General features: G+C 64.4%; 24 protein-coding genes, 1 tRNA gene and 1 pseudogene. 15 read left to right on the plus strand and 11 right to left on the minus strand.

The features are described 5' to 3' along the window. Positions 1-77: 77 nt before the first annotated feature. A complete protein-coding gene (locus tag AArcSl_RS05205; protein ID WP_119815996.1) occupies positions 78-1,280 on the plus strand; it encodes a pyridoxal-phosphate-dependent aminotransferase family protein in 1,203 nt (400 codons plus the stop codon). 146 nt (positions 1,281-1,426) lie between these two features. Beyond that, complete coding sequence (locus AArcSl_RS05210) at positions 1,427-2,215, plus strand: DUF2797 domain-containing protein (protein WP_119815999.1); 789 nt, start codon at positions 1,427-1,429, stop codon at positions 2,213-2,215. Between the two features lie 47 nt (positions 2,216-2,262). On the opposite strand, the gene AArcSl_RS05215 is transcribed toward AArcSl_RS05210, so the two are convergent. From AArcSl_RS05215 to AArcSl_RS05225, 3 genes are read right to left on the minus strand one after another with little or no spacing between them, the layout of a single operon-like run. After that, positions 2,263-3,330: an ABC transporter permease gene (locus AArcSl_RS05215; RefSeq protein WP_119816002.1), complete on the minus strand. Its 1,068-nt coding sequence runs from the start codon at positions 3,328-3,330 to the stop codon at positions 2,263-2,265. Next, a complete protein-coding gene (locus AArcSl_RS05220) occupies positions 3,323-5,188 on the minus strand; it encodes an ABC transporter permease (protein WP_119821736.1) in 1,866 nt (621 codons plus the stop codon). The genes AArcSl_RS05215 and AArcSl_RS05220 overlap by 8 nt, the downstream gene beginning before the upstream one ends. 56 nt (positions 5,189-5,244) lie before the next feature. Further along, on the minus strand, positions 5,245-6,162 hold the full coding sequence (locus tag AArcSl_RS05225; RefSeq protein WP_119816005.1) for an ABC transporter ATP-binding protein: 918 nt from the start codon (positions 6,160-6,162) through the stop codon (positions 5,245-5,247). Positions 6,163-6,562: 400 nt separating this feature from the next. Here AArcSl_RS05225 and AArcSl_RS05230 point away from each other — a divergent pair, with 400 nt between their 5' ends. From AArcSl_RS05230 to AArcSl_RS05240, 3 genes are all read left to right on the plus strand, one after another. Beyond that, a complete protein-coding gene (locus AArcSl_RS05230; RefSeq protein WP_119816008.1) occupies positions 6,563-7,867 on the plus strand; it encodes a glucose-6-phosphate isomerase in 1,305 nt (434 codons plus the stop codon). Positions 7,868-8,080: 213 nt separating this feature from the next. Continuing rightward, positions 8,081-8,836, plus strand: coding sequence for a CPBP family intramembrane glutamic endopeptidase (locus AArcSl_RS05235; protein WP_119816011.1), 756 nt, complete (start codon positions 8,081-8,083; stop codon positions 8,834-8,836). An 84-nt stretch (positions 8,837-8,920) separates the two neighbouring features. Continuing rightward, positions 8,921-10,159: a mandelate racemase/muconate lactonizing enzyme family protein gene (locus tag AArcSl_RS05240; protein WP_119816014.1), complete on the plus strand. Its 1,239-nt coding sequence runs from the start codon at positions 8,921-8,923 to the stop codon at positions 10,157-10,159. Positions 10,160-10,337: 178 nt separating this feature from the next. Here the strand turns inward: AArcSl_RS05240 and AArcSl_RS05245 are convergent, their stop codons facing one another. The 5 genes from AArcSl_RS05245 to AArcSl_RS05265 all read right to left on the minus strand — a co-directional run bounded on the left by AArcSl_RS05245 (position 10,338) and on the right by AArcSl_RS05265 (position 16,591). Next, a complete protein-coding gene (locus tag AArcSl_RS05245) occupies positions 10,338-11,750 on the minus strand; it encodes an ABC transporter ATP-binding protein (protein ID WP_119816017.1) in 1,413 nt (470 codons plus the stop codon). Then, on the minus strand, positions 11,743-12,867 hold the full coding sequence (locus tag AArcSl_RS05250; RefSeq protein ID WP_119816020.1) for an ABC transporter ATP-binding protein: 1,125 nt from the start codon (positions 12,865-12,867) through the stop codon (positions 11,743-11,745). Before AArcSl_RS05250 ends, AArcSl_RS05245 begins: the two co-directional genes overlap by 8 nt. 9 nt (positions 12,868-12,876) lie before the next feature. Next, a complete protein-coding gene (locus tag AArcSl_RS05255) occupies positions 12,877-13,863 on the minus strand; it encodes an ABC transporter permease (RefSeq protein ID WP_119816023.1) in 987 nt (328 codons plus the stop codon). A 16-nt stretch (positions 13,864-13,879) separates the two neighbouring features. Next, the gene (locus AArcSl_RS05260) at positions 13,880-14,866 is read right to left on the minus strand and encodes an ABC transporter permease (protein ID WP_281259902.1); all 987 of its coding nucleotides are present in this window, start codon (positions 14,864-14,866) and stop codon (positions 13,880-13,882) included. A gap of 117 nt (positions 14,867-14,983) precedes the next feature. Continuing rightward, positions 14,984-16,591, minus strand: coding sequence for an ABC transporter substrate-binding protein (locus AArcSl_RS05265; protein ID WP_245883369.1), 1,608 nt, complete (start codon positions 16,589-16,591; stop codon positions 14,984-14,986). 261 nt (positions 16,592-16,852) lie between these two features. On the opposite strand from AArcSl_RS05265, the gene AArcSl_RS05270 reads away from it, so the two are divergent. After that, positions 16,853-16,937, plus strand: a tRNA-Leu gene (locus tag AArcSl_RS05270). Between the two features lie 321 nt (positions 16,938-17,258). On the opposite strand, the gene AArcSl_RS17340 is transcribed toward AArcSl_RS05270, so the two are convergent. Continuing rightward, positions 17,259-17,444: an HVO_0416 family zinc finger protein gene (locus tag AArcSl_RS17340; protein ID WP_119816029.1), complete on the minus strand. Its 186-nt coding sequence runs from the start codon at positions 17,442-17,444 to the stop codon at positions 17,259-17,261. A gap of 122 nt (positions 17,445-17,566) precedes the next feature. Between AArcSl_RS17340 and pyrF the strand changes: the two genes are divergently transcribed. Continuing rightward, the gene (gene pyrF, locus AArcSl_RS05280) at positions 17,567-18,412 is read left to right on the plus strand and encodes an orotidine-5'-phosphate decarboxylase (protein WP_119816032.1); all 846 of its coding nucleotides are present in this window, start codon (positions 17,567-17,569) and stop codon (positions 18,410-18,412) included. Between the two features lie 250 nt (positions 18,413-18,662). After that, positions 18,663-19,163: a J domain-containing protein gene (locus AArcSl_RS05285; RefSeq protein WP_161945910.1), complete on the plus strand. Its 501-nt coding sequence runs from the start codon at positions 18,663-18,665 to the stop codon at positions 19,161-19,163. Between the two features lie 58 nt (positions 19,164-19,221). On the opposite strand, the gene menD is transcribed toward AArcSl_RS05285, so the two are convergent. Next, entirely contained in the window at positions 19,222-21,081 is a 1,860-nt protein-coding gene (menD, locus tag AArcSl_RS05290) for a 2-succinyl-5-enolpyruvyl-6-hydroxy-3-cyclohexene-1-carboxylic-acid synthase (RefSeq protein ID WP_119816038.1), read from the minus strand. 79 nt (positions 21,082-21,160) lie between these two features. Here menD and AArcSl_RS05295 point away from each other — a divergent pair. From AArcSl_RS05295 to AArcSl_RS05310, 4 genes and pseudogenes are all read left to right on the plus strand, one after another. Further along, a pseudogene (locus tag AArcSl_RS05295) lies at positions 21,161-21,841 on the plus strand (nucleotide exchange factor GrpE); the annotation flags it as partial. A gap of 203 nt (positions 21,842-22,044) precedes the next feature. After that, complete coding sequence (locus tag AArcSl_RS16610; protein ID WP_133412126.1) at positions 22,045-22,374, plus strand: zinc ribbon domain-containing protein; 330 nt, start codon at positions 22,045-22,047, stop codon at positions 22,372-22,374. An 89-nt stretch (positions 22,375-22,463) separates the two neighbouring features. Next, the gene (locus AArcSl_RS05305; RefSeq protein ID WP_119816046.1) at positions 22,464-23,111 is read left to right on the plus strand and encodes a phosphate ABC transporter permease; all 648 of its coding nucleotides are present in this window, start codon (positions 22,464-22,466) and stop codon (positions 23,109-23,111) included. 62 nt (positions 23,112-23,173) lie between these two features. Next, positions 23,174-23,854: an isochorismatase family protein gene (locus AArcSl_RS05310; RefSeq protein WP_119816049.1), complete on the plus strand. Its 681-nt coding sequence runs from the start codon at positions 23,174-23,176 to the stop codon at positions 23,852-23,854. A 28-nt stretch (positions 23,855-23,882) separates the two neighbouring features. On the opposite strand, the gene AArcSl_RS05315 is transcribed toward AArcSl_RS05310, so the two are convergent. Further along, a complete protein-coding gene (locus AArcSl_RS05315) occupies positions 23,883-24,578 on the minus strand; it encodes a hypothetical protein (RefSeq protein WP_119816051.1) in 696 nt (231 codons plus the stop codon). A gap of 142 nt (positions 24,579-24,720) precedes the next feature. Between AArcSl_RS05315 and AArcSl_RS17590 the strand changes: the two genes are divergently transcribed. The 3 genes from AArcSl_RS17590 to AArcSl_RS17595 are packed head-to-tail and all read left to right on the plus strand — an operon-like array spanning position 24,721 to position 25,267. Beyond that, the gene (locus AArcSl_RS17590) at positions 24,721-24,849 is read left to right on the plus strand and encodes a hypothetical protein (RefSeq protein ID WP_281259898.1); all 129 of its coding nucleotides are present in this window, start codon (positions 24,721-24,723) and stop codon (positions 24,847-24,849) included. After that, positions 24,846-25,142 (plus strand): hypothetical protein, encoded by a 297-nt coding sequence (locus tag AArcSl_RS05320; RefSeq protein WP_119816054.1) that lies wholly within the window; start codon positions 24,846-24,848, stop codon positions 25,140-25,142. Before AArcSl_RS17590 ends, AArcSl_RS05320 begins: the two co-directional genes overlap by 4 nt. Beyond that, positions 25,139-25,267, plus strand: a complete 129-nt coding sequence (locus AArcSl_RS17595) for a hypothetical protein (protein WP_281259899.1) — start codon at positions 25,139-25,141, stop codon at positions 25,265-25,267. Before AArcSl_RS05320 ends, AArcSl_RS17595 begins: the two co-directional genes overlap by 4 nt. Positions 25,268-25,335 lie beyond the last annotated feature (68 nt).

Genomic DNA, 25,335 nt, shown 5'->3' on the forward strand with positions numbered 1-25,335 from the left:
CGCCGTCCGAAATCGGCCGCCGGCAACCGACGGCGGTGACCGCCGATTTTATACTGTCCGTTCGTGAATCTCCAGATATGGACCAAGCCACCACCAGTCCAGAGACTCGCGAGAGAGAAGGGAACGCGGTCCGGGCGTCCGACGATCCGCCGGAGGTCGGCGAACTCCTCCCGCCGGATCGGACGCTGATGGGCCCGGGACCGAGCGACGTCCACCCGCGGGTACTTCGGGCGATGAGCACGCCGTTGATCGGCCATCTCGACCCCTCGTTCGTCGAGATGATGAACGAGGTACAGGAGCTGCTCAGGTACACGTTCCGGACGGACAACAAGTGGACGATCCCCGTGTCGGGCACGGGATCGGCGTCGATGGAATCTGCGATCGGAAACATGGTCGAGCCGGGCGACACGATGCTGGTTCCGACGAACGGCTACTTCGGCGACCGGATGGCGAAGATGGCCCGACGGGCCGGCGGGGAGGTCGTCGAGGTCGACGCGCCGTGGGGCGAACCGCTCGACCCCGACGACGTCGCAGACGCGTTCGACGAACACCAGCCGGACGTGTTCGGGTTCGTCCACGCCGAGACGAGCACCGGCGTCCTGCAGCCGGATGTCCCGGAGCTCACAAGCATCGCCCACGACCACGACGCCTACGTGATCGCCGACACCGTCACCTCGCTGGGCGGCGTCGAACTCCGCGTCGACGAGTGGGACATCGACGTGGCGTACTCGGGTCCACAGAAGTGTCTCTCGTGTCCGCCGGGTGCGAGCCCGCTCACGCTCAACGACCGGGCGATGGAGAAAGTGCTCGATCGGGACGAGTCCTCCCGGTCGTGGTATCTCGACCTCTCGCTGCTGGAGGGGTACTGGGGCGAGGAACGCGCGTACCACCACACCGCCCCGATCACGAACGTCTACTCGATCCGGGAAGCACTCCGCCTCGTCGCCGAAGAGGGCATCGAAAATCGGTGGGAGCGACACCGCGAGATCGCCGGCGTACTGAAGTCAGGTCTCGAGGGACTCGGACTCGATCTCCACGCCGAAGAGGAGTACTGGCTCCCGAGCCTCAACGCCGTCGAGGTGCCAGACGGCGTCGACGACGGGGCAGTCATCGACTACCTCCTCGAGGAACACGACCTAGAAATCGCCTCCGGGCTGGGTGCGCTCGAGGGTGACATCTGGCGGATCGGTTGTATGGGGTACTCGGCGAAGCGGAAGAACGTCGAGTTCCTGCTGGCCGCCCTCGAGGACGCACTCGAGGCGCAGGGCTACGACGCCTAGATCCGACGACACCCCGAGTCTCCGGAGGTGACTCGCCGTCGGTGTCTCTCCGGAGGTGACTCGCCGTCGGTGTCTCCCCGTCGGCGGCTCTCCGACGTCGACTCTGCGTCGCGTCGTTTTTATTCGGGCGTTGCTAACCGCCTCACGTGCAGATCGTCGGCTACGCGACGGACGCGGGGGACGGTGAATCCGGACTGTTATTCAGCGACGGCAACGGCAGCGACGTCGAGTTCCGGCCGACCGACCCGGGGTCGGAGTTGTCCTACACCCTGGGAGACCGACGATGTGCCGGCACCGTCCACACCGGCGAACACCTCGCCTGCGACGCCGAGGACGCCCCGTACTGCCGGGATCACGCCGACACCTGGGTGTGTGCGCGGTGTACCGGAACGTGCCTGAAAGACGAGATGGATTGCCACGAGAAGCACGCGATCTACCTGGCGGCGTTTGCGCCCGACCTGTTCAAAGTCGGGGTCACCCGCCTGTGGCGGCTGGAGACCCGCCTGCGCGAGCAGGGGGCCGATCGGGGGGCACACATCCGAACCGTTCCCGACGGTCGAATCGCCCGAGAACTAGAAGCCGAGGTCGCCGCCAGAGATGATCTACCGGTTCCGGTGTCCGACAGCGTTCGCGTCGATCGAAAGCGACGGGGACTGGGTCGCGGCGTCGACGTGAAGGCGTGGCCCCGGCTGTGTTCGGCGTTCGACCCTCACGAGACGTTTGCGTTCGACTACGGGCTGGATCTCGACCGGCGTCCGGTCGCGGAGACGATGCTCACGGGAACCGTCCGGGGGACGAAGGGACGCATACTCGTGCTCGATCGCGGGGCGTCGACGTACGCCGTCGACCTCCGGGACCTGGTGGGTCACGAGGTCGTCCCCGAACGGAGCCGGCGGGAACGGCAGTCCAGCCTGGGCGCGTTCGAGAGGAACTGACCGACGAATGCGGTCAACTCGACGGATACGGGGACTCCGACGACCGGTCACTCGAAGCCGTGCCGGGCGATTGCGGTTCGTACCCCGAGGTAGCCGGCCGCTGCGACGGTGGCGTAGACGACGACGGTGGCAGTGGTGGTCGCGGTCGCACTGTCGACTGCAAGCAGGGCGGCGGCGTTGATCGGGTTGCCCGGAAGCAGCGTCGAGCCCGCAAAGACCACGAGGACACCCACCGAATAGAGGAACTGAGCGTCCCGTCGGCGCGGGGCAAGGGTCGCGATCGCGATCCCCATCGCCACAACCGCCGTCGCGAACGCGGCGACGAGCAGCAGCAGCGTTCCGGGGTTCGCGATCGGGGTGTCGTTTACCCAAAGCAGGAGGATCCACAGCGCCGCCTGCGCCGGCGCGAGCCCGATCGCCGCGAGGCTCTTGCCGTCGACGATCTCTGCGGTCGTCACCGGCGCGACCCGAAGCAGCTCCAGGGTTCCGCGATCCAGCTCTTCCGTGACCGAGTCGACGATCAGTGATCCGCTTATAAACACCGGCAGGAACAGCAACAGCGGAATCAACACCGTGTAGGTGAACCCGTAGTACGGACTGCCGCCCGGACGCTCGGGGAGGGGAAGCGGCTGCCGGTCGAGCCATCCCGCGTTGCGCCCCCGCTCGTCGCGTTCGAGCCCACGCAGCGCCTGCTGCAGCTGGGCGACGACCACCGTCGACTCGACGCTGCTATCCGGGGCGACGGCGGTCACCTCGATTCTCCCGTCCCGGCGATCGACCCTGACGGCGGTGTCTGCTGCCCCCGTGTCGAAGGTCCCCCGTGCAGTTTCCCAGTCGTCGTACCGCGTCGTGGAGATCCCGTCGACGCGATCGGCGGCGGCGATCAGTTCGTCGACCGTCTCGCCGGAAACCGCAACCTCGACCTCGTAGCCGTCGAGGCTGGATGGATCGTACAGCGAGACCAGCCCGACGACCAGAAACGAGGAGAACGCGGCGATGAAAAGCTGGATGAGGAGCGCCAGCACGATCGTCTTCTCCCTGCGGAGCACCGAAAGCTCCCGACCGGCGATTCGCAGACGCGGCGAGGACGACCGTCCAGGCTTTCGATCACGCATAGAGGGTCACCACCCCGAAGTTGTATCCGGCGTGGATCAGCGTCGCAACCACGAGTGCGATCGCGTACAGCCGCCGGTTTCGGCGTGCCCCGAGCGCGGAAACGACGGCGGTGACGACGTGCAACGCGAGCGGCGCCAGAAGCAGCGCGAGCAGGAACGCCCAGGGAAGCTCGCCGATGCCGGCCACCCCCGAGGGTCCAAACGCCGCACGACCGAGCGTGAGCTCGGGGAGACCGACCAGCTGGACGACGACGGTTCCCTTCTCCGCGAGGAAGAACCCGATTCCCGAGGCCGTCCCGACCGCGAGCGCGGACGAAACTGACGCCTCGAGGCGATCGTCGGCGAAGCCGGCGTACACGTGAACGCTCTTTGCGATTTCCTCGATCAGTGCGATCACGACCAGCAGAAGGGGGATCGACACCGCGATCGGGAGGGCGAAAAGCACCGCCACCGCGAGCAGTTCGGCGACGAAGACGAACGGGACAAAGAGGGCGGTCAAAAGCGCGACGGACCGCGGCCCGGAGACGCGCACCGAGAGGGCGTCGAGCGCCTTCGCAGGCAGCGGCTTCTGGGTGAACAGGTCCTCCTCGCGGTAGACGCCGGCACCGAGCCAGAAGCAGACCGCCGAGACGAGATACAGCGGCCCCGTCGCGAACAGGTACTCGCCGAACCCGACTGCTTCCCCCTGCAGGTCGAGCACGACCAGCGTCAGCGGCGAGATCAGCGCGATCGGGGTGACGTTGGTGAAGATCGCCGGGACGAAGACGTACGTCGTGAAAAACACCGAGACGGTGACGGTGACGAAGGTGAGCTCCTTGAACGACCTGGCGAAAAGCGCCCCCAGGAACGTCGCAGCCAGGAACGCGAGCGCGACGGGGACGATCGCGAGCACCGAAACGATCCCCCCACCGACGAACAGCGCAATGAGGGCAGTGACGCCGATCGCGCCGGCGAGGTACGGGAGCGTCTTGCCCGCGACGATGTCCAGTGGCTCGACGGGCGCAACCAAAAGCAGCTCCCCGCGTCGGTTCACTCGCTCTCCGAGCATCGAACTCCCGTACGCCTGGATGATGAAGTTCATCGGGATCAAAAATACGAACGCGAGGATCAGCGACGCGAAGGGGAACGGCGGGGTGATTTCGGCCGGCGACCCGGTCGTTGCGGCGCCGAACAGCCCGCCGGAGCCACCGAGTTGGGGAACTGCGAGCCCGTCGTCGGCGTCGTCGTCAGTCGCCGGGAGTGCCGGCTCGACGCCGTCGCCTTCGGCGTCGGTCGTGTCGTCGCGATCGCCGTCCGAGTCGTCGGCCGGAGCGTCGCGATCGTCTACCGAGCCGTCACCTGCAGGATCGAACCCTCCTCGCGGTTCATACCGGAGCGTCACGTCGACCGGGAACGCCGCAGACTGGTTCGACTCGTCGGCCATCAGTCGGTCGTTGTACGACTCGGCGGCAGCACGGAGCGTCTCGACGGCGGCGGCCCCCTTCGGGCTCTCGACGGCCGTAACGGTTACCCAGCCGTCGGCCGCGATGCCGTCAGTGGCGTCCGCGTCCGTCGACGGGACGGAACTCTCCACGTGGACGTCGGCGTCGGTCCCGAGTGTCGCGTCCGGCGGGCGTGGCGAGAGTCGGTCGTCGGCTTCCACGACCGACGCGTACGGGTCGTCCTCGTCGACAGCCACCCGGTAGATATCGCTGTCGGGAGTGACCCCACCGACGCCGGACAGGGCCGCGGCACCGACGACCGCGCCGACCAGAAGGACCGCCAGAACGCCGATCGCGACGGTCCGTCGGTCCACGGTTCCGGTCGCCGTCGAGAGTTCCCACCGAGCGATCCGGCGGATTGCGGCGAGGCGCCCCAGGCCGTCTTCCTCGGCTGTGCCGGATCCGTCGTTCGTGCCCGGTTTCCCCTCCCGGTTCACCTGGCTGTCCCCGCGCGTTCGCCGTCGACGGATCGATCGGCAAGCTCGAGGAACACGTCCTCGAGGCTGGACTCCCGCGTTCTGATGTCCAGCACCGATCCGCCGGCGTCTTCTGCCCGCTCTCGAGCCGACTCGACGCCGTCCATGTCCGCGCAAACCACCCGGAACCGACGGCCCGTTCCGTCCGATCCGCCGGATGTCGGTTCGGCCCCGTCGATCGGTACGTCGACGTACACGTGATAGCTCGTCTCACCGTGTTCGGCACGGATCTCGGGCACGGTTCCTCTGGCGACGATCTCCCCTTCGTTCATGATGATCACCCGGTCACACACCGACTCGACGTGATACAGGTTGTGTGCCGAGAAGACGACCGTCTTCCCGCGATCCCTGAGATCGCGTGTGAACTCGAGGACGTAGTTGGTGGTTAGCGGATCCAGCCCCGACGCGGGTTCGTCGTAGAGTAATACCTCCGGGTCGTTGACCAGCGATCGGGTGATCGCCACCTTCCGTTTCATTCCCTTCGACATGTCGCCGATGCGGCGGTCCCGGTACTCCAGTTCGAGCCGGTCGAGCGAGTCGGCGATCCGTTCGTCGGCGATCTCCCGTTCGACGCCGTACAGATCAGCGAAGAACCGCAGATACGAGCGGGGCGTCATGTCCTCGTACAGCGGCGACTCCTCGGGAAGGTAGCCGAGCAGCCTGCGCATCGCCGGATCGTCGGCGTCGTACCCCGCAACCATCGCCGTCCCTGCAGTCGGTTCCACAAGTCCCGCGAGCATCTTCAGCGTCGTCGTCTTTCCCGCGCCGTTCGGGCCGACGATTCCGAACACTTCGCCGGGTTCGACCTCGAAACTGGCGTCGACGACCGCCGGGAACCCGGCGTACGTCTTCCGCAGACCTGCGACCTCGATCATGTGAACTACCCGTCGGGATCCTCCGACTTATAATTCGCCCAGAAAGCACGAAGAAAACGTCCGTCGTTGTCCGCGTACGCCGGCCGGATGCGTCGCTACCGAACGGTGCCGTCCGATCTATCGTGAAAAATGCTCAATCCGTTTGTTCGGTCGCCTCTCCGCCTCGTTCCCAGACGCCGCCGGCGGACACGCCGGTCGGCGCCGTGTGACTCACGTCCCGCATCGTTGCGTTGTTTGCCATCGTGCTCTTTCATAGCACGGACGTCATATATAAACGCACCGGGGAACTGGCTATTACATTCCTTATCAAATAAGGGACCTTATACACCGGACCGCACTCGCCGAAATCGGCAGCCGGAAGACGAGACAACTTAAGTGGCGAGGACGCCCCGAATGAGCCATGAACGTCGACATCGGGAACGCGCTCGACACCTCGCCGGGGGTCTCCAGGGACGGTCTGGAACGGCTCGACCGGCGAGTAGAACGCGCCCACGGGCGAATTCAGGAGGGGCGAGAGCGCGGCGAACACGGCTTCGCCGCGTTGAACCTCCCCGAGCGGTGCGACCCGAGGGAGGTCGAAGACACCGTGGCGCCGTTCGGGGACCCACGCGCCGTCGTGACCGTTGGAATCGGGGGCAGCGCGCTGGGGGCAGCGACGTTCTCGGCTGCCTTGGAAAGCGACGTCGACGCCTACTTCCTCGACAACGTGGATCCGGCACACGCCCGGAGGCTGTTGTCGTCGCTTCCACTCGAGGAGACCGTGGTGAACGTCGTCTCGAAGTCCGGGACGACCGCGGAGACGCTCGCAAACTTTCTGGTCGTCAGGGACGCCATGCAGCGGGCTTCCGTCGACTGGACCGACCGAACGTTCGTGACGACCGGGCCGTCGGGCAACCTCCGGGAGCTCGCAGCAAAACACGATCTGCCCGCCCTCGACGTCCCGGAGGGTGTCCCGGGACGATTCGCCGCACTCTCGCCGGTAGGACTGGCGTGTGCGGCGATTCAGGGCCACGACGTCGAGGCAATCCTGGAAGGGGGCTCGGCGGCCGCCGATCGACTGGATCGAGCCGGAGCCGGATCGCTGTTCGAGACCCCCGCCTACGCCTACGGCGCGGTGACGTACGCGCTCGCCCAGCGCGGCGCCGGCGTCAACGCCGTGATGCCGTACGCGGAGTCGCTGGAGACGTTCGCAGAGTGGTTCGCACAGTTGTGGGCCGAGAGCCTCGGGAAGGACGGGCTCGGTCAGACGCCGGCACGGGCACTGGGCGCGACCGACCAGCACTCGCAGCTCCAGCTGTATCGTGCGGGTCCACGGGACAAGCTGGTGACGCTGCTCCGGCCGACCGAGCGACCCGATCTGGAAATTCCCGAAACGGATCTCGAGGGGCTGTCGTATCTGGGCGGGTCGACGCTGGGGGAGCTACTCGACGCGGAGTTCGAGGCGACGGAGGCGAGCCTGGCAGCTGCCGGTCGTCCCTCCGTCCGGATCGAAATCGACCGCGTGGACGAACGCTCCCTCGGCGAACTGCTGTACGCCATGGAGGCCGCCTGCGTACTGCACGGCGATCTCGCCTCCGTAGACACGTTCGTCCAGCCCGCCGTCGAGTGGGGAAAACGCGCCGCGAGGGGCCTTCTCGGCGGCGGGGAGTTCCCGGAAGCTGAGGCGGTGCGGGACAAGGAAACGCTGATCGTCGACGGTAACTAATCGACGGCAACTGAACAGCCGTCGACGGTAACTGATCGACGGCAACTGAACAGCCGTCGACGGTAACTGATCGACGGCAACTGAACAGCCGTCGACGGTAACTGATCGACGGCAACTGAACAGCCGTCGACGGTAACTGATCGACGGCAACTGAACAGCCGTCGACGGTAACTAATCGACGCTCCTTTGGGGTGCCGGCGCGTACTCGACCCGATGAGCGAATCGCCCGAGTCCGGGGGTGGCGGGACGGTGAGCTCCGTGCTCTACCGGCTACTGCAGGGAGTCGCAGTCGTGTTGGCCGCGTTCGCGGGGGCCGTCGTTTTCGCGGGTGCCGGGATCGGCGCCCTGGTTTCCGGCGGGATCGTCGAACCCGAGACGGTTGGCTATCACCTCGCGTTGACGGTGTTGCAGTTCGTCGGCTTCGGCGTCGGTATCGCTGGCTACGTGGCGATCACCGACGATCGGGAGCTCATTCGGTATCGTTTCCCCACGCGGTACAGTTGGGGACTGATCGGGGTCGGCGTCGTCATTTTGCTGGTGGTCCAGTTCGGTTTTGGATTCCTGCTTTCCGAACTCGGGCTCGAGGCGGGCCAGAACGAGGTGATCATCATCGGGAGGGAGAACCCACAGTTCTTCCTGTACATGATCCTCGTATCGATCGTCGTCGTCGGGCCGGTCGAGGAGTTGCTGTTTCGCGGGGTCGTCCAGGGGCTGCTCCGGCGGGCACTGTCCGCCTGGCCTGCGATCGTTATGGCGTCGGCGTTTTTCGGCCTCGTCCACGTGTGGGCCGTCCGTGGGACGATCGAACAGCAACTCCTGTACGCGTTCGTCGCTACTGTACTCGGACTCATACTCGGCTATCTCTACGAACGGACGGACAACATCGTCGTCCCGGGACTCGCACACGGGCTGTACAACGCGGTGTTGTTCGCGATCCAGTACGTTGCCGTCACCCGTGCGTTTATTTGATCCGTCACGGACGGTCATCAGATCGCCCGAGACGGGGGGTTCGCGCGACCAAAGGTTTACGCATTCACGAGTTAATTAGCGACTATGGGAAGAGAGTACGCAGAGTTACACGACCCAAATGCCGAGTACACGATGCGGGAGCTCTCCGCGGAGACGATGGGCGTGACGGCAAAGCGGGGCGGGGGACGCGACATCGAGATCACCGACGTCCAGACGACGATGGTGGACGGTAACTTTCCGTGGACCCTCGTTCGGGTGTACACCGATGCGGGAATCGTCGGAACCGGGGAGGCGTACTGGGGCGCGGGTGTGCCCGAACTCATCGAGCGGATGAAGCCGTTCGTCGTCGGCGAGAATCCCCTGGACATCGATCGGCTTTACGAGCACCTGATCCAGAAGATGTCCGGGGAGGGCTCTGTCGAGGGTGTCACCGTCACCGCCATCTCCGGTATCGAAGTCGCGTTACACGACCTCGCCGGGAAGATTCTCGAGCTGCCGGCCTACCAGCTGCTCGGCGGAAAGTATCGCGACGAGGTCCGGGTGTACAACGACTGTCACACCGAAGCGGAGGCGGACCCCGAGGCGTGTGCCGACGAGGCCGAACGCGTCGTCGAGGAACTCGGCTACGACGCACTGAAGTTCGATCTCGACGTTCCCTCCGGGTTCGAGAAAGACCGTGCGAACCGGCACCTCCGACCGGGCGAAATCCGCCACAAGGCAGAGATCGTCGAGAAAGTCACCGAGCGGGTGAAAGATCGGGCGGACGTAGCCTTCGACTGCCACTGGACGTTCTCGGGAGAATCGGCAAAGCGGCTCGCGGCCGCCATCGAGGAGTACGACGTCTGGTGGCTCGAGGATCCCGTCCCGCCGGAGAACCTCCAGGTTCAAGAGGAAGTCACAAAGTCGACGATCACGCCGATCGCGGTCGGCGAGAACCGCTATCGGGTCACCGAGGAGCGTCGACTCATCGAGAACGGCGCCGTCGACATCGTCGCTCCCGACCTCCCGAAAGTCGGCGGGATGCGCGAGACCCGGAAGATCGCCGACGTCGCCAACCAGTACTACGTCCCGGTGGCGATGCACAACGTCGCCTCGCCCGTGGCGACGATGGCTGCAGCCCACGTCGCCACCGCGGTACCGAACTCGCTTGCCGTCGAGTTCCACAGCTACGAACTCGACTGGTGGGACGACCTCGTCGAAGAGACGGTGATCGAGGACGGTTCCATCACGGTGCCAGAAGAGCCGGGACTCGGCGTGACGCTCGATCTGGACACGGTCGAAGAGCGGATGGTCGACGGCGAGGAGTTGTTCGAGGAAGCGTGAGCTTCCTCGAGCCAGCGAATCTCCGATTCGCGTTGTTCGATCCGGCGTGAGCCGGATCGGGCTCGGAAATCTTCGATTTCCGGTGTTCGAGGAAGCGTGAGCTTCCTCGAGCCAGCGAATCTCCGATTCGCGTTGTTCGATCCGGCGTGAGCCGGATCGGGCTCGGAAATCGGAGCAGTCAGTCGTCCGAACCGAGGATCCCCAGGCCGGCATCCTCCTCGTCCGTTCCCCCGAGAACCTCGTCGCTGACGTCCGTTCCGTCCTCCTGATGGAGGTGACACGCCGCATAGTGGCGTGAGGTACCGTACTCCGTCTCGACCTCGTAGGCCGGTTCCTCGCGGGCACAGATGCTCTGCTTTGCGAACGAGTCGACGAGAAGCGCTCCCGCCTCGTCCCACTCCTCTGCGGAGAGATGCTGGAACGCCTCCTTGATGATCGACCCGGCGTCGCCGTCCGGCACTCCCTCCTCGAAGTACTCCTCCCGAATCCGGGAGCTGTCGGTGACCTCGAAGGTCCGTCGGTCTACGGCCCGCGTGAACTCCCGAACGCCCGTCCACTCGACATCGGTAAGATCGTACTCCGCCGGCTGGATCAACTCCGGACACCGAGTCCGGAACCGACACCCCGACGGCGGATCCAGCGGCGACGGGACGTCGCCCTCCAAGATTCCGCGTTTGCCACCCGACCGAGGGTCCGGCACCGGAATCGAGTCGAGCAACGCCTTCGTGTACGGGTGTTGGGAGTTCTCGTACAGCTCCTCTTTGTCGGCCAGTTCGACGAGTTTGCCCAGATACATCACCGCGACTCGATCGGAGATGTACCGGATGACCGAGAGGTCGTGGGCGATGAACAGGTACGTGAGATCGAACTCCTCCTGGAGCTGCTCCATCGTGTTGAGCACCTGCGCCTGAATGGAGACGTCGAGCGCGGAAACGGGCTCGTCACACACGATGAAGTCCGGGTTCACCGACAGCGCCCGCGCGAGGTTGACCCGCTGGCGCTGCCCGCCGGAAAAGGCGTGCGGGTAGCGGTTGTAGTGCTGGGGATCCAGTCCGACCTTCTCGAGCAGTTCCCTGGCGCGGGCTTCGCGTCCCTCCTCGTCGAGCATCCCGTGGGCCTTCATTGGCTCCTCGACGATCGGGCCGACTTTCATCCGGGGATCCAGCGACGACTGGGGGTCCTGAAAGATCATCTGCATTTCCTTGCGCCGCCTCCGGAGCGGTTCCCCGGACAGTTTCGCGAGGTCCTCCCCTTTGAAGTAGACGCTGCCTTCCGTGGGTTTCAGCAGGCGCAACACCGTCCGCGCGAGCGTCGACTTCCCGCAGCCGGACTCGCCGACCAGCCCCAGGGTCTCGCCTTTCTTGATGTCGAAGGAGACGTCGTCGACCGCTTTCACCTGCCGATCCTGCCGTCGGAGGTACGGGAACTCGTCGTCGACGGTGACGTTCCCGAACAGGCTGTCGGTGTCGCTGAAGTACTTTTTCAGTCCCTCGACCCGGACCAGCGGCTCGCCTTCCGCCACCTCCCTGTCGATTCCCGGCGTCGCGAGCGTATCGTCCTCGAAGTCGAAGCCTGCATCGGCGTCACTCATCGACCTCACCTCCCTGTCGGCCGGCGAAACCGGCGCTGAATCCGCCTGTCGCCTCCGTCTGCAGCGGTCGGCTCTCCTGGTAGCCGACGTCGAAGGCGTCGTACTTCACGCAGGCGACGTTGTGGCGCTCGGCCGACTCGCCGAGGTCGCGCGGTTCGGGATGCACCTCTGTACACACCTCCCGCGCTTCCGGACAGCGCGAGTGGAACCGACAGCCGGACGGCGGATTGATCGCTTCGGGCATCACGCCCTTGATGGGATCGAGCGCGTCGACTGTTTCGTCGGGGCGTGGCATCGAATCCAAAAGCGCCACCGTGTACGGGTGCATCGTCTCGTAGAAGATCTCCTCGACGTCGGCCTGTTCGATGATTTCGCCGAGATACATCACGTTCACGCGGTCGGCGATCTCGGCGATGACGCTCATGTCGTGAGTCACCCAGATAAACGCAGTGCCGTACTTCTCCTGGAGTTCCTCGACGAGATCCAGGATCTGTCCCTCGACGGTCACGTCCAGCGCCGTCGTCGGCTCGTCGGCAATGATCAGGTCCGGCTGGCAGGCGAGCGCCATTGCGATCAGCACGCGCTGGCGCATCCCGCCGGAGAACTGGTGGGGGTACTCGTCGTACCGTGCCACCGGATCCGGGATACCCACCTCACGGAGCATGTCGATGGCCTCCTGTTTGGCCGCTTTTTTGTCGAGTTCCCGGTTGATCTCGATGAACTCCCGGAGCTGTCCGCCGACGGTGAACACCGGGTTCAACGACTCCATCGGGTCCTGGAAGATGATCGCGATCTCCCGGCCCCGGATCTCCGTTCGCATCTGTTCGTTCGAGAGCATCTCCTCGCTGGGACGGAGTTCGCCTTCTGGGCCTTCCTCGAAGCCGATCAGCGTCCGGCCCTTGAACGTGACCTCGCCGTCGACGATCTCTCCGGGGCTTTCGACGAGCCGGAGGAGACTGGAGGTCGCGACGCTTTTGCCCGCGCCCGACTCGCCGACGAGCCCGACGATCTCCCCTTCGTGGACGTCAAATGAGATGCCGTCGACCGCCCGAACGGTGCCTTCTTCGGTGAAAAACTGGGTCTTGAGGTTTTCGACGCTGAGTAGTGGTTCGCTCATATATCGATCTCAGTTGTTGATTCGTGGATCCAGCGCGTCCTGCAGACCGTCGCCGAGAATGTTGAACCCGATCACCGTGATCAGGATCGCCAGGCCCGGCCAGAGACTGAACGTGGGCGCCGGCAGCATGTAGTGACGCGACTCCGAGAGCATCTGTCCCCACGACGGTGTCGGCGGCTGCGCGCCGAACCCGAGGAACGACAGGCCGGCGACGATCAGGATGCTCACGCCGATCTGGAGCGTTGCCTGCACCAGCACTGGCGCGAAGCTGTTGGGAATGATGTGCCGGAGGATGATGTTGCGGTCCTTCACCCCCGCCGCCCTCGCGGCCTCGATGTAATCTTCTTCCCGGATCGAGACGACTCGCGACCGGATGAGACGATTGAAGATCGGGATCGCGGTGATCCCCACGCCCACCATCGCGAACGTCAAGTTGCGGCCGAACGCGACCATGAACGCGATCACGAGCACCAGGAAGGGGATGGCGTAGATCGTCTCCGTGACCCGCTGGAGCACGTCGTCGACCCAGCCGCCGTAGTAGCCCGACACCGCGCCGATGAGCGTGCCGCCGACCAGCCCGATCGCGGTGGCCATGAAGCCGACCGTGATCGCGATCCGGGTCCCGTAGATGAGCCGAATGAGGATGTCCCGACCCCGATGGTCGGTTCCCATCGGGTGTTCGAGCACGCCCTCGCCGAACTGGTTTTCCATGCCGAACGGCGGCAGCAGCCGGGTTACCTCGTCGGGGTCGCGGGCGGGGTGGTACCAGACGGATTCGGCGATCGCGTAATCGAAGACGAAGTAGTCGATCGACGCGTAGATCGCCACGAGCGTGACGATCCCGACCACGAAGATGCCGATCCGGGCGGTAGTGTCGCGTTTGACCTGTTTGAGCGTGTACCGCAATCCGACGCGGGCCTCCACCTCGTCGACGCCGCCTTCGGTGTCCTCCCCGGGGGAGAACTCGTCGGTCTGAGATTCGGTTCCAGTAGCCATCAGTCGTCACCCTCCATTATTCATCACCGTAGGTAACCCGCGGGTCGATGTACGCGTACGCGATGTCGGTGATGATGACACCGATCACGAACGCGAACCCGAACATGAACGTCGTGCCCATGATGAGCTCGTAATCCAGGTTGTTGATCGCCGTAATGATGAGCCGGCCCATTCCCTGGATCTCGAAGACGGTCTCGATCAGCACCGACCCGCCGAGTGCCGTCGAGAGGCCGAGCCCGACGATCGTGATCACGGGCAGCTGTGCGACCTGAAACGCGTGTTTCCGGACGATAGTCGTCTCGGAGACGCCGTAGGCCCGGGCGAGTTTGACGTACTCGCCCTGTAGCGATTCGACCATCGATGACCGCTCGATCCTGGTAATCTGGGCCATCTGGAGCGTCCCCAGCGCGATCATCGGCATGATCAGGTGATACAGCGACGTCCGGATCACCTGCAGTTGCGTCTCGGCACCCCTGACATCACCGGGAGCATCCCACGGCAAGGGGAGCCCCCGGGCGGGGAACCAGCCGAGGTGGAACGCGAAGACGATGATCAACATCAGCCCGATCCAGAACGACGGCGTCGAGACGCCGATCAGCGAGACGATCCGGGCGACGTGGTCGGTGGGCTTGTTCCGCCGCTTTGCCGAGATGACGCCCAGCGGGATCGCCGTCGCGATCGCGAACGCGAACGCCGAGACCGTGAGGTACAGCGTCACCGGCAGACGAAGCATAATCATTTCGATGACAGGACGATCGTAGTAGAGACTGTGTCCGAGATCGCCGACCATCACGCCCTGAAGGTACGTGAGATACCGCTCGTGGAGCGGTCGATCCAGCCCGTATTTGGCCTGGATGAGTTCGACGCGTTCCTGTGCGGGTGACGGTCCCAACATGATCGAGACTGGATCTCCCGGAATCTGATTCGCCAGGAAGAACGTTATCGTGATGATTCCGATCAGGACGGGAACTGCCTGCGCACACCGCCAGAGTGTGTAACGCAGGAGGCTCACGGGTAATCACCGGTGTGAACAGAGGTCATGGCTCGTACTCGCAATCGCAACTTGGAAAACCTCGCAAACGCAAGGATAAATACCCTTCGGGAAGTTTCGGTCGTTACGTTACTCGACCGAGACGTTGTTGTGCTCGCTGAAGACCCGCGTGACACTGGAGATCGGGTGCGCGTGGTAGTCGTCGACGCGTCCGCTGATCCCGTAGGAGTTTTGCAGGTTGTACGCCGGCAAGTGGACGCGTTCCTCGAGGAGTTCGGTCGTCGCTTCGATGTACAGCTGGCGGCGCTCCTCGCGGTCGGCCGACTGCCGGGCCTCGGTGATCTTGTCGGACGCCTCGTCGTAGTCGTGGAACGTCCCGTTGGTGACGCCTTCGACTTCCTGGGAGAGGAGGTGGTACGCGAACGCGTCGGGATCCGGACTCCCGGACCAGCCGAGCGTGTACATGTTGAAGTCCTCCTCGTCACCACTCTGGTACGCCTCGGTGAACGTCCCCCAGTCGAGACGCTGCACCTCGACGTTGTCGAAGCCGACGTTTTGCAGGCCGTCGCCGATCGAGACACCGATCTGTTCGCGCATGTCGTCCGGCGGGACGATGATCCGCCAGTCGTAATCCCAGTCGACGCCGGCTTCCTCGAACAGGTCCTCGGCCGCGTCGAGGTCCCGGTCGTGTTCGATCTCCGCCCACTCGTCGATCGGGAAGTCCCACTCCTCGGAGATCGACAGCGGGTACGGGCTCACCTGGCGAACTCCGGCCGGTTCGACGAAGTTCTCGATCGCCTGATCCATCGAGAACACGTAGTCGACCGCCTCGCGGACGACCGGATCAGCGGTCGGTCCTTCGCCACAATTGAACGCCAGATAGAAGTATCCGACACCCGGCTCCTCGTCGATCGTCGCGTCTTCGATACCGCGAACGGTTTCGTACAACTGAGGCGGAATCGTCTCGATGATGTCGTTGTCACCCGTCTGGAGACTGGTGACGCGAGTCGTCTGTTCCTCGATGGGGTCGAACTCGATGCGTGCGATGTTCGGATAGCCGATCCGGTCGCCGTCCCAGTAGTCGTCCCAGCGCTCGACCGTTGCGAAGTCCTCTTGGTCCCAGTCGATAAGCCGGAACGGTCCGGAGCCGACGGGATCCACGTTGTAGGCGTCGCGATCGTCGGTACGGACGCTCTCGTTTACGACGTATCGCACCAATGTCGTTTCGAAGGCACCGTACGGGAACTCCAGGTCGAACTGAACCGTCGTTTCGTCGATGACCTCCGCACTTTCCACCATATCGACTTCCGCGGCGTTTTCGGTTTCCTCCTCGTAGGGAGCCCGCACCGTGTGGATGACGTCCTCCGCGGTGACCGGATCGCCGTTCTGGAACTCAGCGTCGTCACGGATCGGGACGATAAATCGGGTTCCGTCGCGTTCGACCGTCGGTTGATCGCTCGCGATCTTCGGGTCGATCCCGACGCCGAGATCGTACTCGTATAACCCGTCATATAGCTGTCCGATAATCTGAACGGACGGGACGTCGTTCGCGACGATCGGGTCGAGATCGAGAGGGCCTTTGACCTGTGCGAAATATAGCTCCTGGTCCGGAAGCTCATCTCCTGGATCCGGGTCCTCGCCGTTCTCGCCGGGGTCATCCCCGTTGTCGTCGTCCGCCGGTTCGTCGCCGAGACAGCCGGCCAATCCGACTGCGCCGCCCGCGCCGACGTACTTCATTACGTCGCGCCGGGACCAGTCCTTAATGTGGGACAATTTATCACTCATGGTTGATGGTATGCGATACCAAGCAGCTATTCCAAGTTCGAATATAAAAGGTTGTCGGTTCGTGCAAGACACAAATCGCGGGCTACGGAATGTCGACCCGTTTCCGTGTCGGTCATTCGACCGTTCAAACTGCCCAAAGTCGGGCAGTCGATCCGGGTGGTCGAACAACCGATCCGGAAGGCCCTTTTCAGTCGAGGACGAACCGACGGACAGGCGGGGGTGGCCGAGCCTGGCCAAAGGCGGCGGACTTAAGATCCGCTCTCGAAGGAGTTCGAGGGTTCGAATCCCTTCCCCCGCACTCTCACCTTCAGTTCACTGGTCGTCCGTGCCGCATCCGTCGCCAACCCACGAAGCGGCCGCTTCCCGAGTTACCGTCGGTCAAAAGGGGATAGAAGCGAACCCGCGCCGACTGAAAAACGGTCGGCGCGGGCACGCGCCGCCCTGAATGGTCCCCGCTGACGCTTCGGCCCTCCAAGCGAAGCGTCACGGGATACTGGTAGCGGGCACAACTTAAATTTGCCGGGCGCGGCAGCAATTTTGGATACCGAGCCGACACTGAGGGGGTCGATCGCCGACCAAAAAAATGGGCCGCATGCGAAATCAGTCGCCTGTATCCTCGTCAGGCCGCACCCGGACGCCAGCCGCATACCGAGCACTCTGTCGACGATTCGTCGTTGAGTCCGCCACACTCCGGACACTGCTTTTTGTTATATGAGTACTCCCATCGTGTCTCCGAAATTTCGTGTCCGCGGTCCGAAAGGAATTCGTCGAACAGCTCGTCGTCGGCACTCGGTGCAGAGGCCATACGTGTTACGATATACCACACCACTACTTCAACTTTGTGGGGGGCTCTCACAGCGGGGGAAACGGCCGGACGTATTCCGTCGAACCGGGGGCCTATTTACGGGCGGCTGTCGAGGAGTTCGTATGAGTTTCTTCGAGGAACTCCGGGATCGTATCGAGGCAACCGACAGCGTCGTATCGGTGGGGCTGGATCCGGATCCGAACAGGCTTCCAGGACCGATGGCCGACCGCGACCTCCCCCGATTCGCGTTCAACCGGCGGATCATCGACGCGACACACGAACACGCCGCCTGCTACAAGCCGAACGCCGCCTTTTACGAGGGCGCGGAGGGCTGGCGAGCACTCAGAGAGACTGTCGCGTACGCGCACGGCAAAGGTGTTCCAGTGCTCCTGGACGCGAAACGGGCAGACATCGGAAACACGACGCGTCAGTACGCCTCCGTCCTCGAGTGGGTCGACGCGATAACCGTCAACCCGTATCTGGGCCGCGACTCGCTGCAGCCGTTCCTCGACCGGCACGACAGCGGGGTATTCGTGCTGTGTCGGACCTCCAACCCGGGCGGCGCGGACCTCCAGGATCTCGAACTCGAAACAGGGGAGCCACTGTATCGCCGGGTCGCCGCCCTCGCGGATCTCTGGAACGAAGGTGGCAACGTCGGGCTGGTCGTCGGTGCGACCGCTCCGGAGGAGTTGGAGACGCTCCGGAGGGAAGTGCCGGACCTGCCGTTTCTGGTTCCGGGGATCGGCGCACAGGGAGGCGACGCGGAAGCTGCAGTCGAACACGGACTGGTGGATCGCGATGGGGTGGACGTCGGCCTCGTGAACTCCTCGCGGGGGATCATCTTTGCCGGCGAAGACGCCGTCAACGCGACGGGAGCAGACGTCACTGAGGCCGACCTGGATCGGTACGTCAAGGCAGCCGGCGACGCCGCGAAACGGCTCAAAAGGGTTCTCAATCGGTACCGGTAAAATACCTTACTGCGACGTCCCGGCAGCGCAGTCTGTACAGACTCCCTCGACCGTCCGGAAGTGCTCTTCACAGACGAATTGTCCGCACAGCTGACAGGTGTGGCGGCCCGGACGGGACTCGCAGATCTGGCAGACTCCGCTGACGCTCATGTATCGGCGTACGCAGGCGGGAATCGTATACGTTCGGGTCTGGTGCCAACAGTTCACCTCACCAAAATCCGCCCGAGAACCTTACGGGGATCCGCCCCCAATGGAACCTGTGCACCGGGAGACGATCGTCGTCGGGCTCGCTGCGGTCATGGGAGGAATGACTGCGTTCATGCTCGTGGTCGGAGTCGTCGTCTCCCCGTTCTTTTTCCTCCTGTCGGTGCCGTTCGGGGGCGCGACATACGTAATGTGGCAACATGCAACGGGCCGGCTCGTCTTCGATCGTGCTCGGACGAGGACAGCCGGCCGAGTGCGTTCCGGATCGGGAAATCCGGGCTTCGATCGGGAGCGACGAGCCGAACGGAATCGAAAGCGAGCCCGCCAGTCGAACGGGACGACCGCGGGTGTCGGAGTGTCGGAGACGACCCGACCCTCGAAACGGGAGGCGTTCCGTACGCTCGAGATCGAACCGAACGCCTCGCCCGACACCATACGGCGTGCCTATCGGCGTCGTGTGAAGGAATCCCATCCCGACACCGACACCGGAAGTCGCGAGGAGTTCAAGCGCGTCAACCGCGCGTACGAACGGCTCCGCGAGGAGTGACCCTCGGTGCTGAGCGAAGAGAGACGCTCGGCAGCTCGACGCGAGGGTCGGCGTGGGGCTACTGGGTCTGCGTTTCTTGTGCCACCCGTTCGAGCACAGTCGCTTCGAGAGCCTCTCGCGCCCGGTGTCCCGCGTTCGCGTCCGTCCGGAGTTCGACCACGTGAGACCCCTCGCCGTCGATCGCCCCGGACAGGCGATCCCGGAACGTCTGTCGGGGGGTCTCGAGGGCGCTTTCGGGTCTCGCGTCGACGCGGGCAAACGAGAAGCCATACAGCTCCTCGCTGGGTTCGAAATCCAGCCCGTGTGGGGTTTTGAACTGCCGGGTGAACGGCGGGTCGAACCGCTCGATCGGGAGCTTGTGGAAGATCCCGCCGCCGTCGTTGTTGACGAGCACGAACGTCGCGTCGATCCCACACCGATCGAGCGCCAGCAGCCCGTTCATGTCGTGATAGAACGCCAGGTCGCCGAGTACGCAGATCAACTCGTCGGTCGTCCCGCTGCCGGCACCCAGTGCCGTCGAGGCAATGCCGTCGATGCCCGAGACGCCCCGATTTCCGAGCATCGTGACGGCACTCGTGTCGGCGGCCGCGAAACGGTCGGCGTCCCGGACCGGCATGGAGTTGGACACGAACACCGTCGCGGGATCGGGCGCGAGATCGACGACGTCCGCGAGCACCCAGCCTTCGTAGAGCGCTCTCCCCTGCATCCCGTCCCCACGGTCGATCCACTTTCGGGCCTCCTCGAAGTGGATCCGGTCGGCCGTCTCCCAGCGGCGACGCCACTGCTCGGCTGTGGAGGATCGGCCCCGCACCACCTCCGAGAGACGGGCGCACAGACGGGAGGGGTCGGCGACGACGAGGTCGGTCGCGGAAAACTCCGCCTCCCGCCATTCACCGGCGGGATCGACCACGTACTGATCTGCACCGGTCCGGGCGAGATACTCCCGTAGCGGTTTCGACGTCGGAGAGGCGCCGAGTCGGAGCACGACCTCCGGTGCCGGCCAGTCGTCAACCGGGCCGGCCGGCGCGTCGTCGGGGTCGACAGTCAGGTAGCCGTCGTACCCCGAAATCACCGGCGCAACCCGTACGTGGCCGCCGAACCGGAGCCCGGAGAGCGGATCAGCGAGGATCGGATAGCCAGTCGCATGCGACAGCGCGACGATCGATTCGCGGTCGAATCTCGGCGGGTCCGCGGGCCCGGCCACGATGAGCCCACGTTCGGCCTCGAGATCGTCGGCCAACCGCCGGAGCCTTCCGTCGTCGAGTTCGGGCGTCCCGGGCATTCGGTCGACGAACGGTTCGGTAGTCGATTGAGACGGTCGTCGCCCCTCCGCAGCAACGGGATCCAGGTCGTCGGGTACGTCGCCCTCGACTGCGGTCGGTTCGAGCGGTTTCGCGAACGGCACGTTGAGGTGAACCGGTCCGGCGGGCGTCCCTTCCGCCGCCGAGAGCGCCCTGGCGACGGTGGTCCGGAGCGATCTAAGTTTCCTGGGGGCGGCTTCCGGTTCCGGGAGGTCCTTGTAGTACCGAACCGCACCCCCGTAGAGCTTCTCCTGATCGACTGTCTGGTTCGCGCCGGAGTCGCGCAGTTCCGGCGGCCGGTCCGCAGTGAGCGCCAGCAACGGCACGCGGGCGCGATCCGCCTCGAGCACCGCCGGATGGAAGTTCGCCGCCGCGGTTCCGGAGGTACACACGATCGGCGTCACCCGGCCGGTTCGACGCGCGCGTCCGAGGGCGAAAAACGCCGAGGAACGTTCATCGAGGTGAGAGAAGACGTGGACGTCGTCGTGGGTCGCGAACGCGACGGCAAGCGGCGTCGATCGGCTGCCCGGCGTGAGGCAGGCGGCGTCGACGCCCGCGGCCACGAGCTCCTCGACGATCGCCTGGGCCCACAGCGCGTTTCGGTTCGGCGCGGTCATGCCGCGTAGTTTGTCGCTACCCGTGAAATAGGTCGGCGGTTTCTGAACTCTTAAGCCGAGCCGTCCGTATCCTTCGAACATGACCGAGCAAGCCGGCGACGATACCCGGGAGACCGACGCGGCGTCGACGTCGACGGACGCGGCTGAGGGTTCGACCGCGGAGGGTTCGACCGCGGAGGATTCTACCACGACGGACTCGGCGGATGGAGCTGTCGGTGACCGCAAGCCGGAGTTCGTCGAGCGAGTGGCCGCACACGACGAGGAGCTCGCGGAGGCCGTCGAAGAGCGGATCAGCGAACTGGAAGAGAGAGTCGAAACGCTCGAATCGGAGCTCGAGGAGAAATCCGAGGAGGTCGACGACCTGGTGAGCCGGCTGAAACGCAAACAGGCCGACTTTCAGAACTTCAAGAAACGGCAGAAGAAAAAGCAATCGCAGCTCCGCGAACGGGCGACCGAGGAGCTTGTCGAACGGCTCCTTCCGGTTCGGGATAACCTCATGCGTGCCCTAAAACAGGACGAGGACGCCGACATCCGCCCCGGCGTCGAGTCCACACTGGAACAGTTCGACGACGTACTCGACGAGGAGAACGTCGAGGTGATCGACCCGGACCCGGGCGAGGAAATCGACCCCCAGCGCCACGAGGTAATGTTGAAAGTCGATTCGGAGGAACCCGAAGACACCATCGCCGAACTGTACCAGCCGGGCTACGAGATGGGTGAACGGGTACTCCGTGCGGCACAGGTGACCGTGAGCAACGGCACCGACAGCGAGAAAGGAGACGACGGGACTGACGGTTCAGGCGACGACGAGCACGACGAAACAGGCGACATCGAGGAGAACGGCGACGAGAAGAACGGCGACGAGAAGAACGGCAACAGGGATACCGCCGACGGAGACACCACCGACGAATCCGACCCGAAGTCGGCCGAGGGAGCCGAAGGCAAAGACATCGACAGGGAGGAGTGAGAGGGACCAAGCTCCCGCCATCCATGCCCCGTGACAACCGCGAGCCACGGGCGCGACGTCGCTGCTTCGCCTGCGGCGAGCCGATTTCTCGAGGTACCAAAACGTGCCCACACTGCGAGGAGGTCCAGCCGTCGGGAGTGCTGTCGATCGTGCTTGCAACTGTCGGGGTGTTCACCTTCCTGATCGGATTTCTCGTCGGAACCTTCTCGATCGGGATGAGCAGCATCGTCGGGTTCGTGATCGCGATCGTCGGTCTCGCGCTCGCGGTGGGGTCGTACAGCCGCTATCTCGACATCCAGGCGGCCAAACGCGGGCGTCCACGGTGAGGGAAAACGGACGGACGGGGGGCGTCTACAGGCTGCAAGCGAGGGATCCGTCCGCCGACTTTTATAGGAAGCCAGGTGAACACGTACGTATGGTCACCCCAGTCGACGTCGGACTCGTCCTCGCAGGGCTGTTGCTCGCGTTCGTCGGCGCGGCGGTTTCGGTGTACACCGTCACGCTCGCCGGGTTCCTCGTCGGCGCAGGAACCGGCTACGTCTTCGCGCCGTCGGCGCTCGGCCTCCTCGGAGCTGAGGGACTCGTAGCGACGGCCGGGATCGTCGTTGTCGTCGGGTTGATCGGCGCGTTCCTGGCGTACGCCGGCCTCTCGTTTGCCGTGATGGGGATCGGCGGGATCGTCGGTGCGTTCATCGCCCGGTTCGCCGTGGCGCCGATCTACGCCGCCGGGACGTGGGAAACCGCAGCGGTCACCGTCGTCGGCCTCGTAGCCGGCGCGCTGTTCGGCCTGATCGCGACCAAACTGACGCTCGTGTTCGCAAGCGGCTTCATCGGCTCGGCGTTCGCGACCCGGTCGCTGACGCTCGCGGAGTTCCAGACCGCCCAGGAAACCCTGTCGATCGATCCCCTGATCTTCGACATGCTCTCGCCGCTGTTTGTGGCGGTGTTCGTTCTGGGGGTATTGTTCCAGCTCGGGCTGTTCCGGTTCGGCTACGTGACGAAACTGGTGGCGGTGATTCCGGGGGCGCGGCGGTGGACCGCCGGGGAAGAGTCCTCCAGTTAACTCCACCACTATCGCTACTCGGGAGAGGTAGTTTTTTCTCGCCCGGTGCGGTTCGCCCCGCTATGAGCGAGCGGGTGTTCGGGGAATACTACGTCCCCGACGTGATTCCGGAGTCAGACGTCCACTACTTCGACCTCGACGGGGACCGATCACGACGGGCCGGGTGGGGCAAATCGCCGGCAATCCTCGTCGTGGATCTGACGCGAGCATTCACCGAGGAACGCCCCGCGGTGAGTCAGCCGTGCGTGGAGGCAACCGCAGACCTTCTGGAAGTGGCCCGGGACGCCGGCGTTCCGGTCGTGTACACGACCCCGACTCCCGCCGGTACGTACCCCCGTGACTACCGGAAACCGACGATCCGATCGTCCGATGGAGCGCCGAGTGACGAGCACAGACAGTGGGTGCAGAAACTGGACGAGATCGTCCCGGAAGTCGAACCCGAGGACGGAGAACAAGTGTTCGAGAAACCCCGTGCGAGTGCCTTTTTCGATACGCACCTCTCGAACTACCTTCACCACTACGGGATCGACACGCTGATCGTGGCAGGAATGTCGACGAGCGGGTGTGTCCGGGCGACCGTCGTCGACGGCCACTCCAGCAACTTTCGGATGATCGTGCCCCCCGAGTGCGTGGCGGATCGGTCGGTGACGTCCCACGAGGTGTCCCTGTTCGACATGGACATGAAGTACGCCGACGTCACCCCGCTGGCGACAGTCACGGAGCGACTCGAGGCGGACGACTGAATCTGGCGGCTGACGGTGTCGCCCGCTATCAGCCGGTCACAGGGGCCAGATCTGACGTATCCGCGTAGTCACACTCCGGGAGTATCGGGCAGCCGAGACAGGAGTGGAATCCCGGCACCTGAGTCACGTCTGGACCCATGCCGACGACGCCGCTTATCGTCTTGTTCGGGACGTTCAATCCGTTGTCCAACAGCCTGACGTCTATCTCCTCGGCGGGGAGAGTTTCGAAGACGTATTTCCGATTCGCAAGCGGCCAGTCGTACCCGCCGTCGCCGGGCGTGAACAGCCGCGTGGTGTTCCAGCCGTTCGCATCGGCCACGTCCCGGATCTCCTCGCCGACGGTTTCCGTGAGCACCGTAAGCGCCACGTTCTCGACGGCGTCGCGAACGAATTCCTCGAACAACTGCTGACCGTCGTCCCCGCCGTCCGACAGTTCCCCCGCGGTGACGATGACGCTGCAGACGTACTCCGCGTCCGTCAACAAGTCCGGCGGATCGTAGGCGCCGATCCCGGAGCCGTCGGTTTCGAGGATCCGGTACATCCCTCGCGGGTCGAGGTCCGCCAGGACCGCCGGTCGAAGCTCTGTGACCGTCTCCCGGAGTTTCTCCTCCGAATGCCGGGAGCCCATCCACTTCGGAAACGGCGGCCGGTTTAGGATCTCCTCGACCGGCAGGTCGATGTCTATCTCCTCCAGCCGGCGAATCTCCCCCACCTTCAGGGACATGTCCGTAAGATCTCTTGTTGGGACTTAACGGTTTTCGGAGTTGTCATACACTGGGACAAACCTCCGAAGTAGTGTTCGATCAGATTCCGGATGCGGTCGGAAATACGGTGCACGATACAGTCAATAGGGATCGCGCCGTACGGTGAAACGAGAGGTCGTCGACATGCAGGAGTTGAAACTCGTCGACACCGGACAGTTCGAGGACCGAGTCGACGGCCCCGTCGACGCGATACGACAACTCTTCACGAGGACAGAACTGTCTACCTGGTGACCGGCTTTTTCACCGCGCCGGCATCCCACGAACTCCGCGAGGAGATCCGGGAGTTTCTCGATCGGTCGCCGGACAACGATATCGTGATCGTTGTCGGGAACGGCGCAGACCAGTTCTCTGCGACGATCGCCCGGGACCTGTGGGACCTCGACGTGAAGGGAAGCCTCCGGCTGTGCAAGTACCCACACGGGTTCCTCCATGCGAAACTGTACACGCGACATGGCTCGTCGCCGCGAGCGAGCCACTCCGACGGCGAGACCTGCTCGCGCCCGTCAGGGTCGCCACGACGGTGAGCAACTGGGCAAACAAGGGGCGGAAGTTCCCCGCCCGACAGGCAGCGCGATACGTCCCCCTGCGGACGATCCTGGCTGCGGCAGTCGCCGTCTGGCTGCTTTCGAGTCACCCAATGGGGCCGTGAGTGACAGCGTCCCCGACGGAAGTCGTTGGACGTCTTTTCGATGGAACAATAACGTAACGGTAGTGAGA

Source organism: Halalkaliarchaeum desulfuricum (genome assembly GCF_002952775.1).
In the GTDB taxonomy this organism is placed as follows: Archaea; Halobacteriota; Halobacteria; order Halobacteriales; family Haloferacaceae; genus Halalkaliarchaeum; species Halalkaliarchaeum desulfuricum.

Coding starts and splice junctions, on each gene's coding strand:
- AArcSl_RS05305 (WP_119816046.1), top strand. CDS start 22,464: ATGGTCACCCCAGTCGACGTCGGACTCGTCCTCGCAGGGCTGTTGCTC.
- AArcSl_RS05205 (WP_119815996.1), top strand. CDS start 78: ATGGACCAAGCCACCACCAGTCCAGAGACTCGCGAGAGAGAAGGGAAC.
- AArcSl_RS05250 (WP_119816020.1), bottom strand. CDS start 12,867: ATGAGCGAACCACTACTCAGCGTCGAAAACCTCAAGACCCAGTTTTTC.
- AArcSl_RS05310 (WP_119816049.1), top strand. CDS start 23,174: ATGAGCGAGCGGGTGTTCGGGGAATACTACGTCCCCGACGTGATTCCG.
- AArcSl_RS17340 (WP_119816029.1), bottom strand. CDS start 17,444: ATGGCCTCTGCACCGAGTGCCGACGACGAGCTGTTCGACGAATTCCTT.
- menD (WP_119816038.1), bottom strand. CDS start 21,081: ATGACCGCGCCGAACCGAAACGCGCTGTGGGCCCAGGCGATCGTCGAG.
- AArcSl_RS05225 (WP_119816005.1), bottom strand. CDS start 6,162: ATGATCGAGGTCGCAGGTCTGCGGAAGACGTACGCCGGGTTCCCGGCG.
- AArcSl_RS05245 (WP_119816017.1), bottom strand. CDS start 11,750: ATGAGTGACGCCGATGCAGGCTTCGACTTCGAGGACGATACGCTCGCG.
- AArcSl_RS05315 (WP_119816051.1), bottom strand. CDS start 24,578: ATGTCCCTGAAGGTGGGGGAGATTCGCCGGCTGGAGGAGATAGACATC.
- AArcSl_RS05255 (WP_119816023.1), bottom strand. CDS start 13,863: ATGGCTACTGGAACCGAATCTCAGACCGACGAGTTCTCCCCCGGGGAG.
- pyrF (WP_119816032.1), top strand. CDS start 17,567: ATGAGTTTCTTCGAGGAACTCCGGGATCGTATCGAGGCAACCGACAGC.
- AArcSl_RS05215 (WP_119816002.1), bottom strand. CDS start 3,330: ATGCGTGATCGAAAGCCTGGACGGTCGTCCTCGCCGCGTCTGCGAATC.
- AArcSl_RS05285 (WP_161945910.1), top strand. CDS start 18,663: ATGGAACCTGTGCACCGGGAGACGATCGTCGTCGGGCTCGCTGCGGTC.
- AArcSl_RS05265 (WP_245883369.1), bottom strand. CDS start 16,591: ATGAAGTACGTCGGCGCGGGCGGCGCAGTCGGATTGGCCGGCTGTCTC.
- AArcSl_RS05230 (WP_119816008.1), top strand. CDS start 6,563: ATGAACGTCGACATCGGGAACGCGCTCGACACCTCGCCGGGGGTCTCC.
- AArcSl_RS05235 (WP_119816011.1), top strand. CDS start 8,081: ATGAGCGAATCGCCCGAGTCCGGGGGTGGCGGGACGGTGAGCTCCGTG.
- AArcSl_RS05240 (WP_119816014.1), top strand. CDS start 8,921: ATGGGAAGAGAGTACGCAGAGTTACACGACCCAAATGCCGAGTACACG.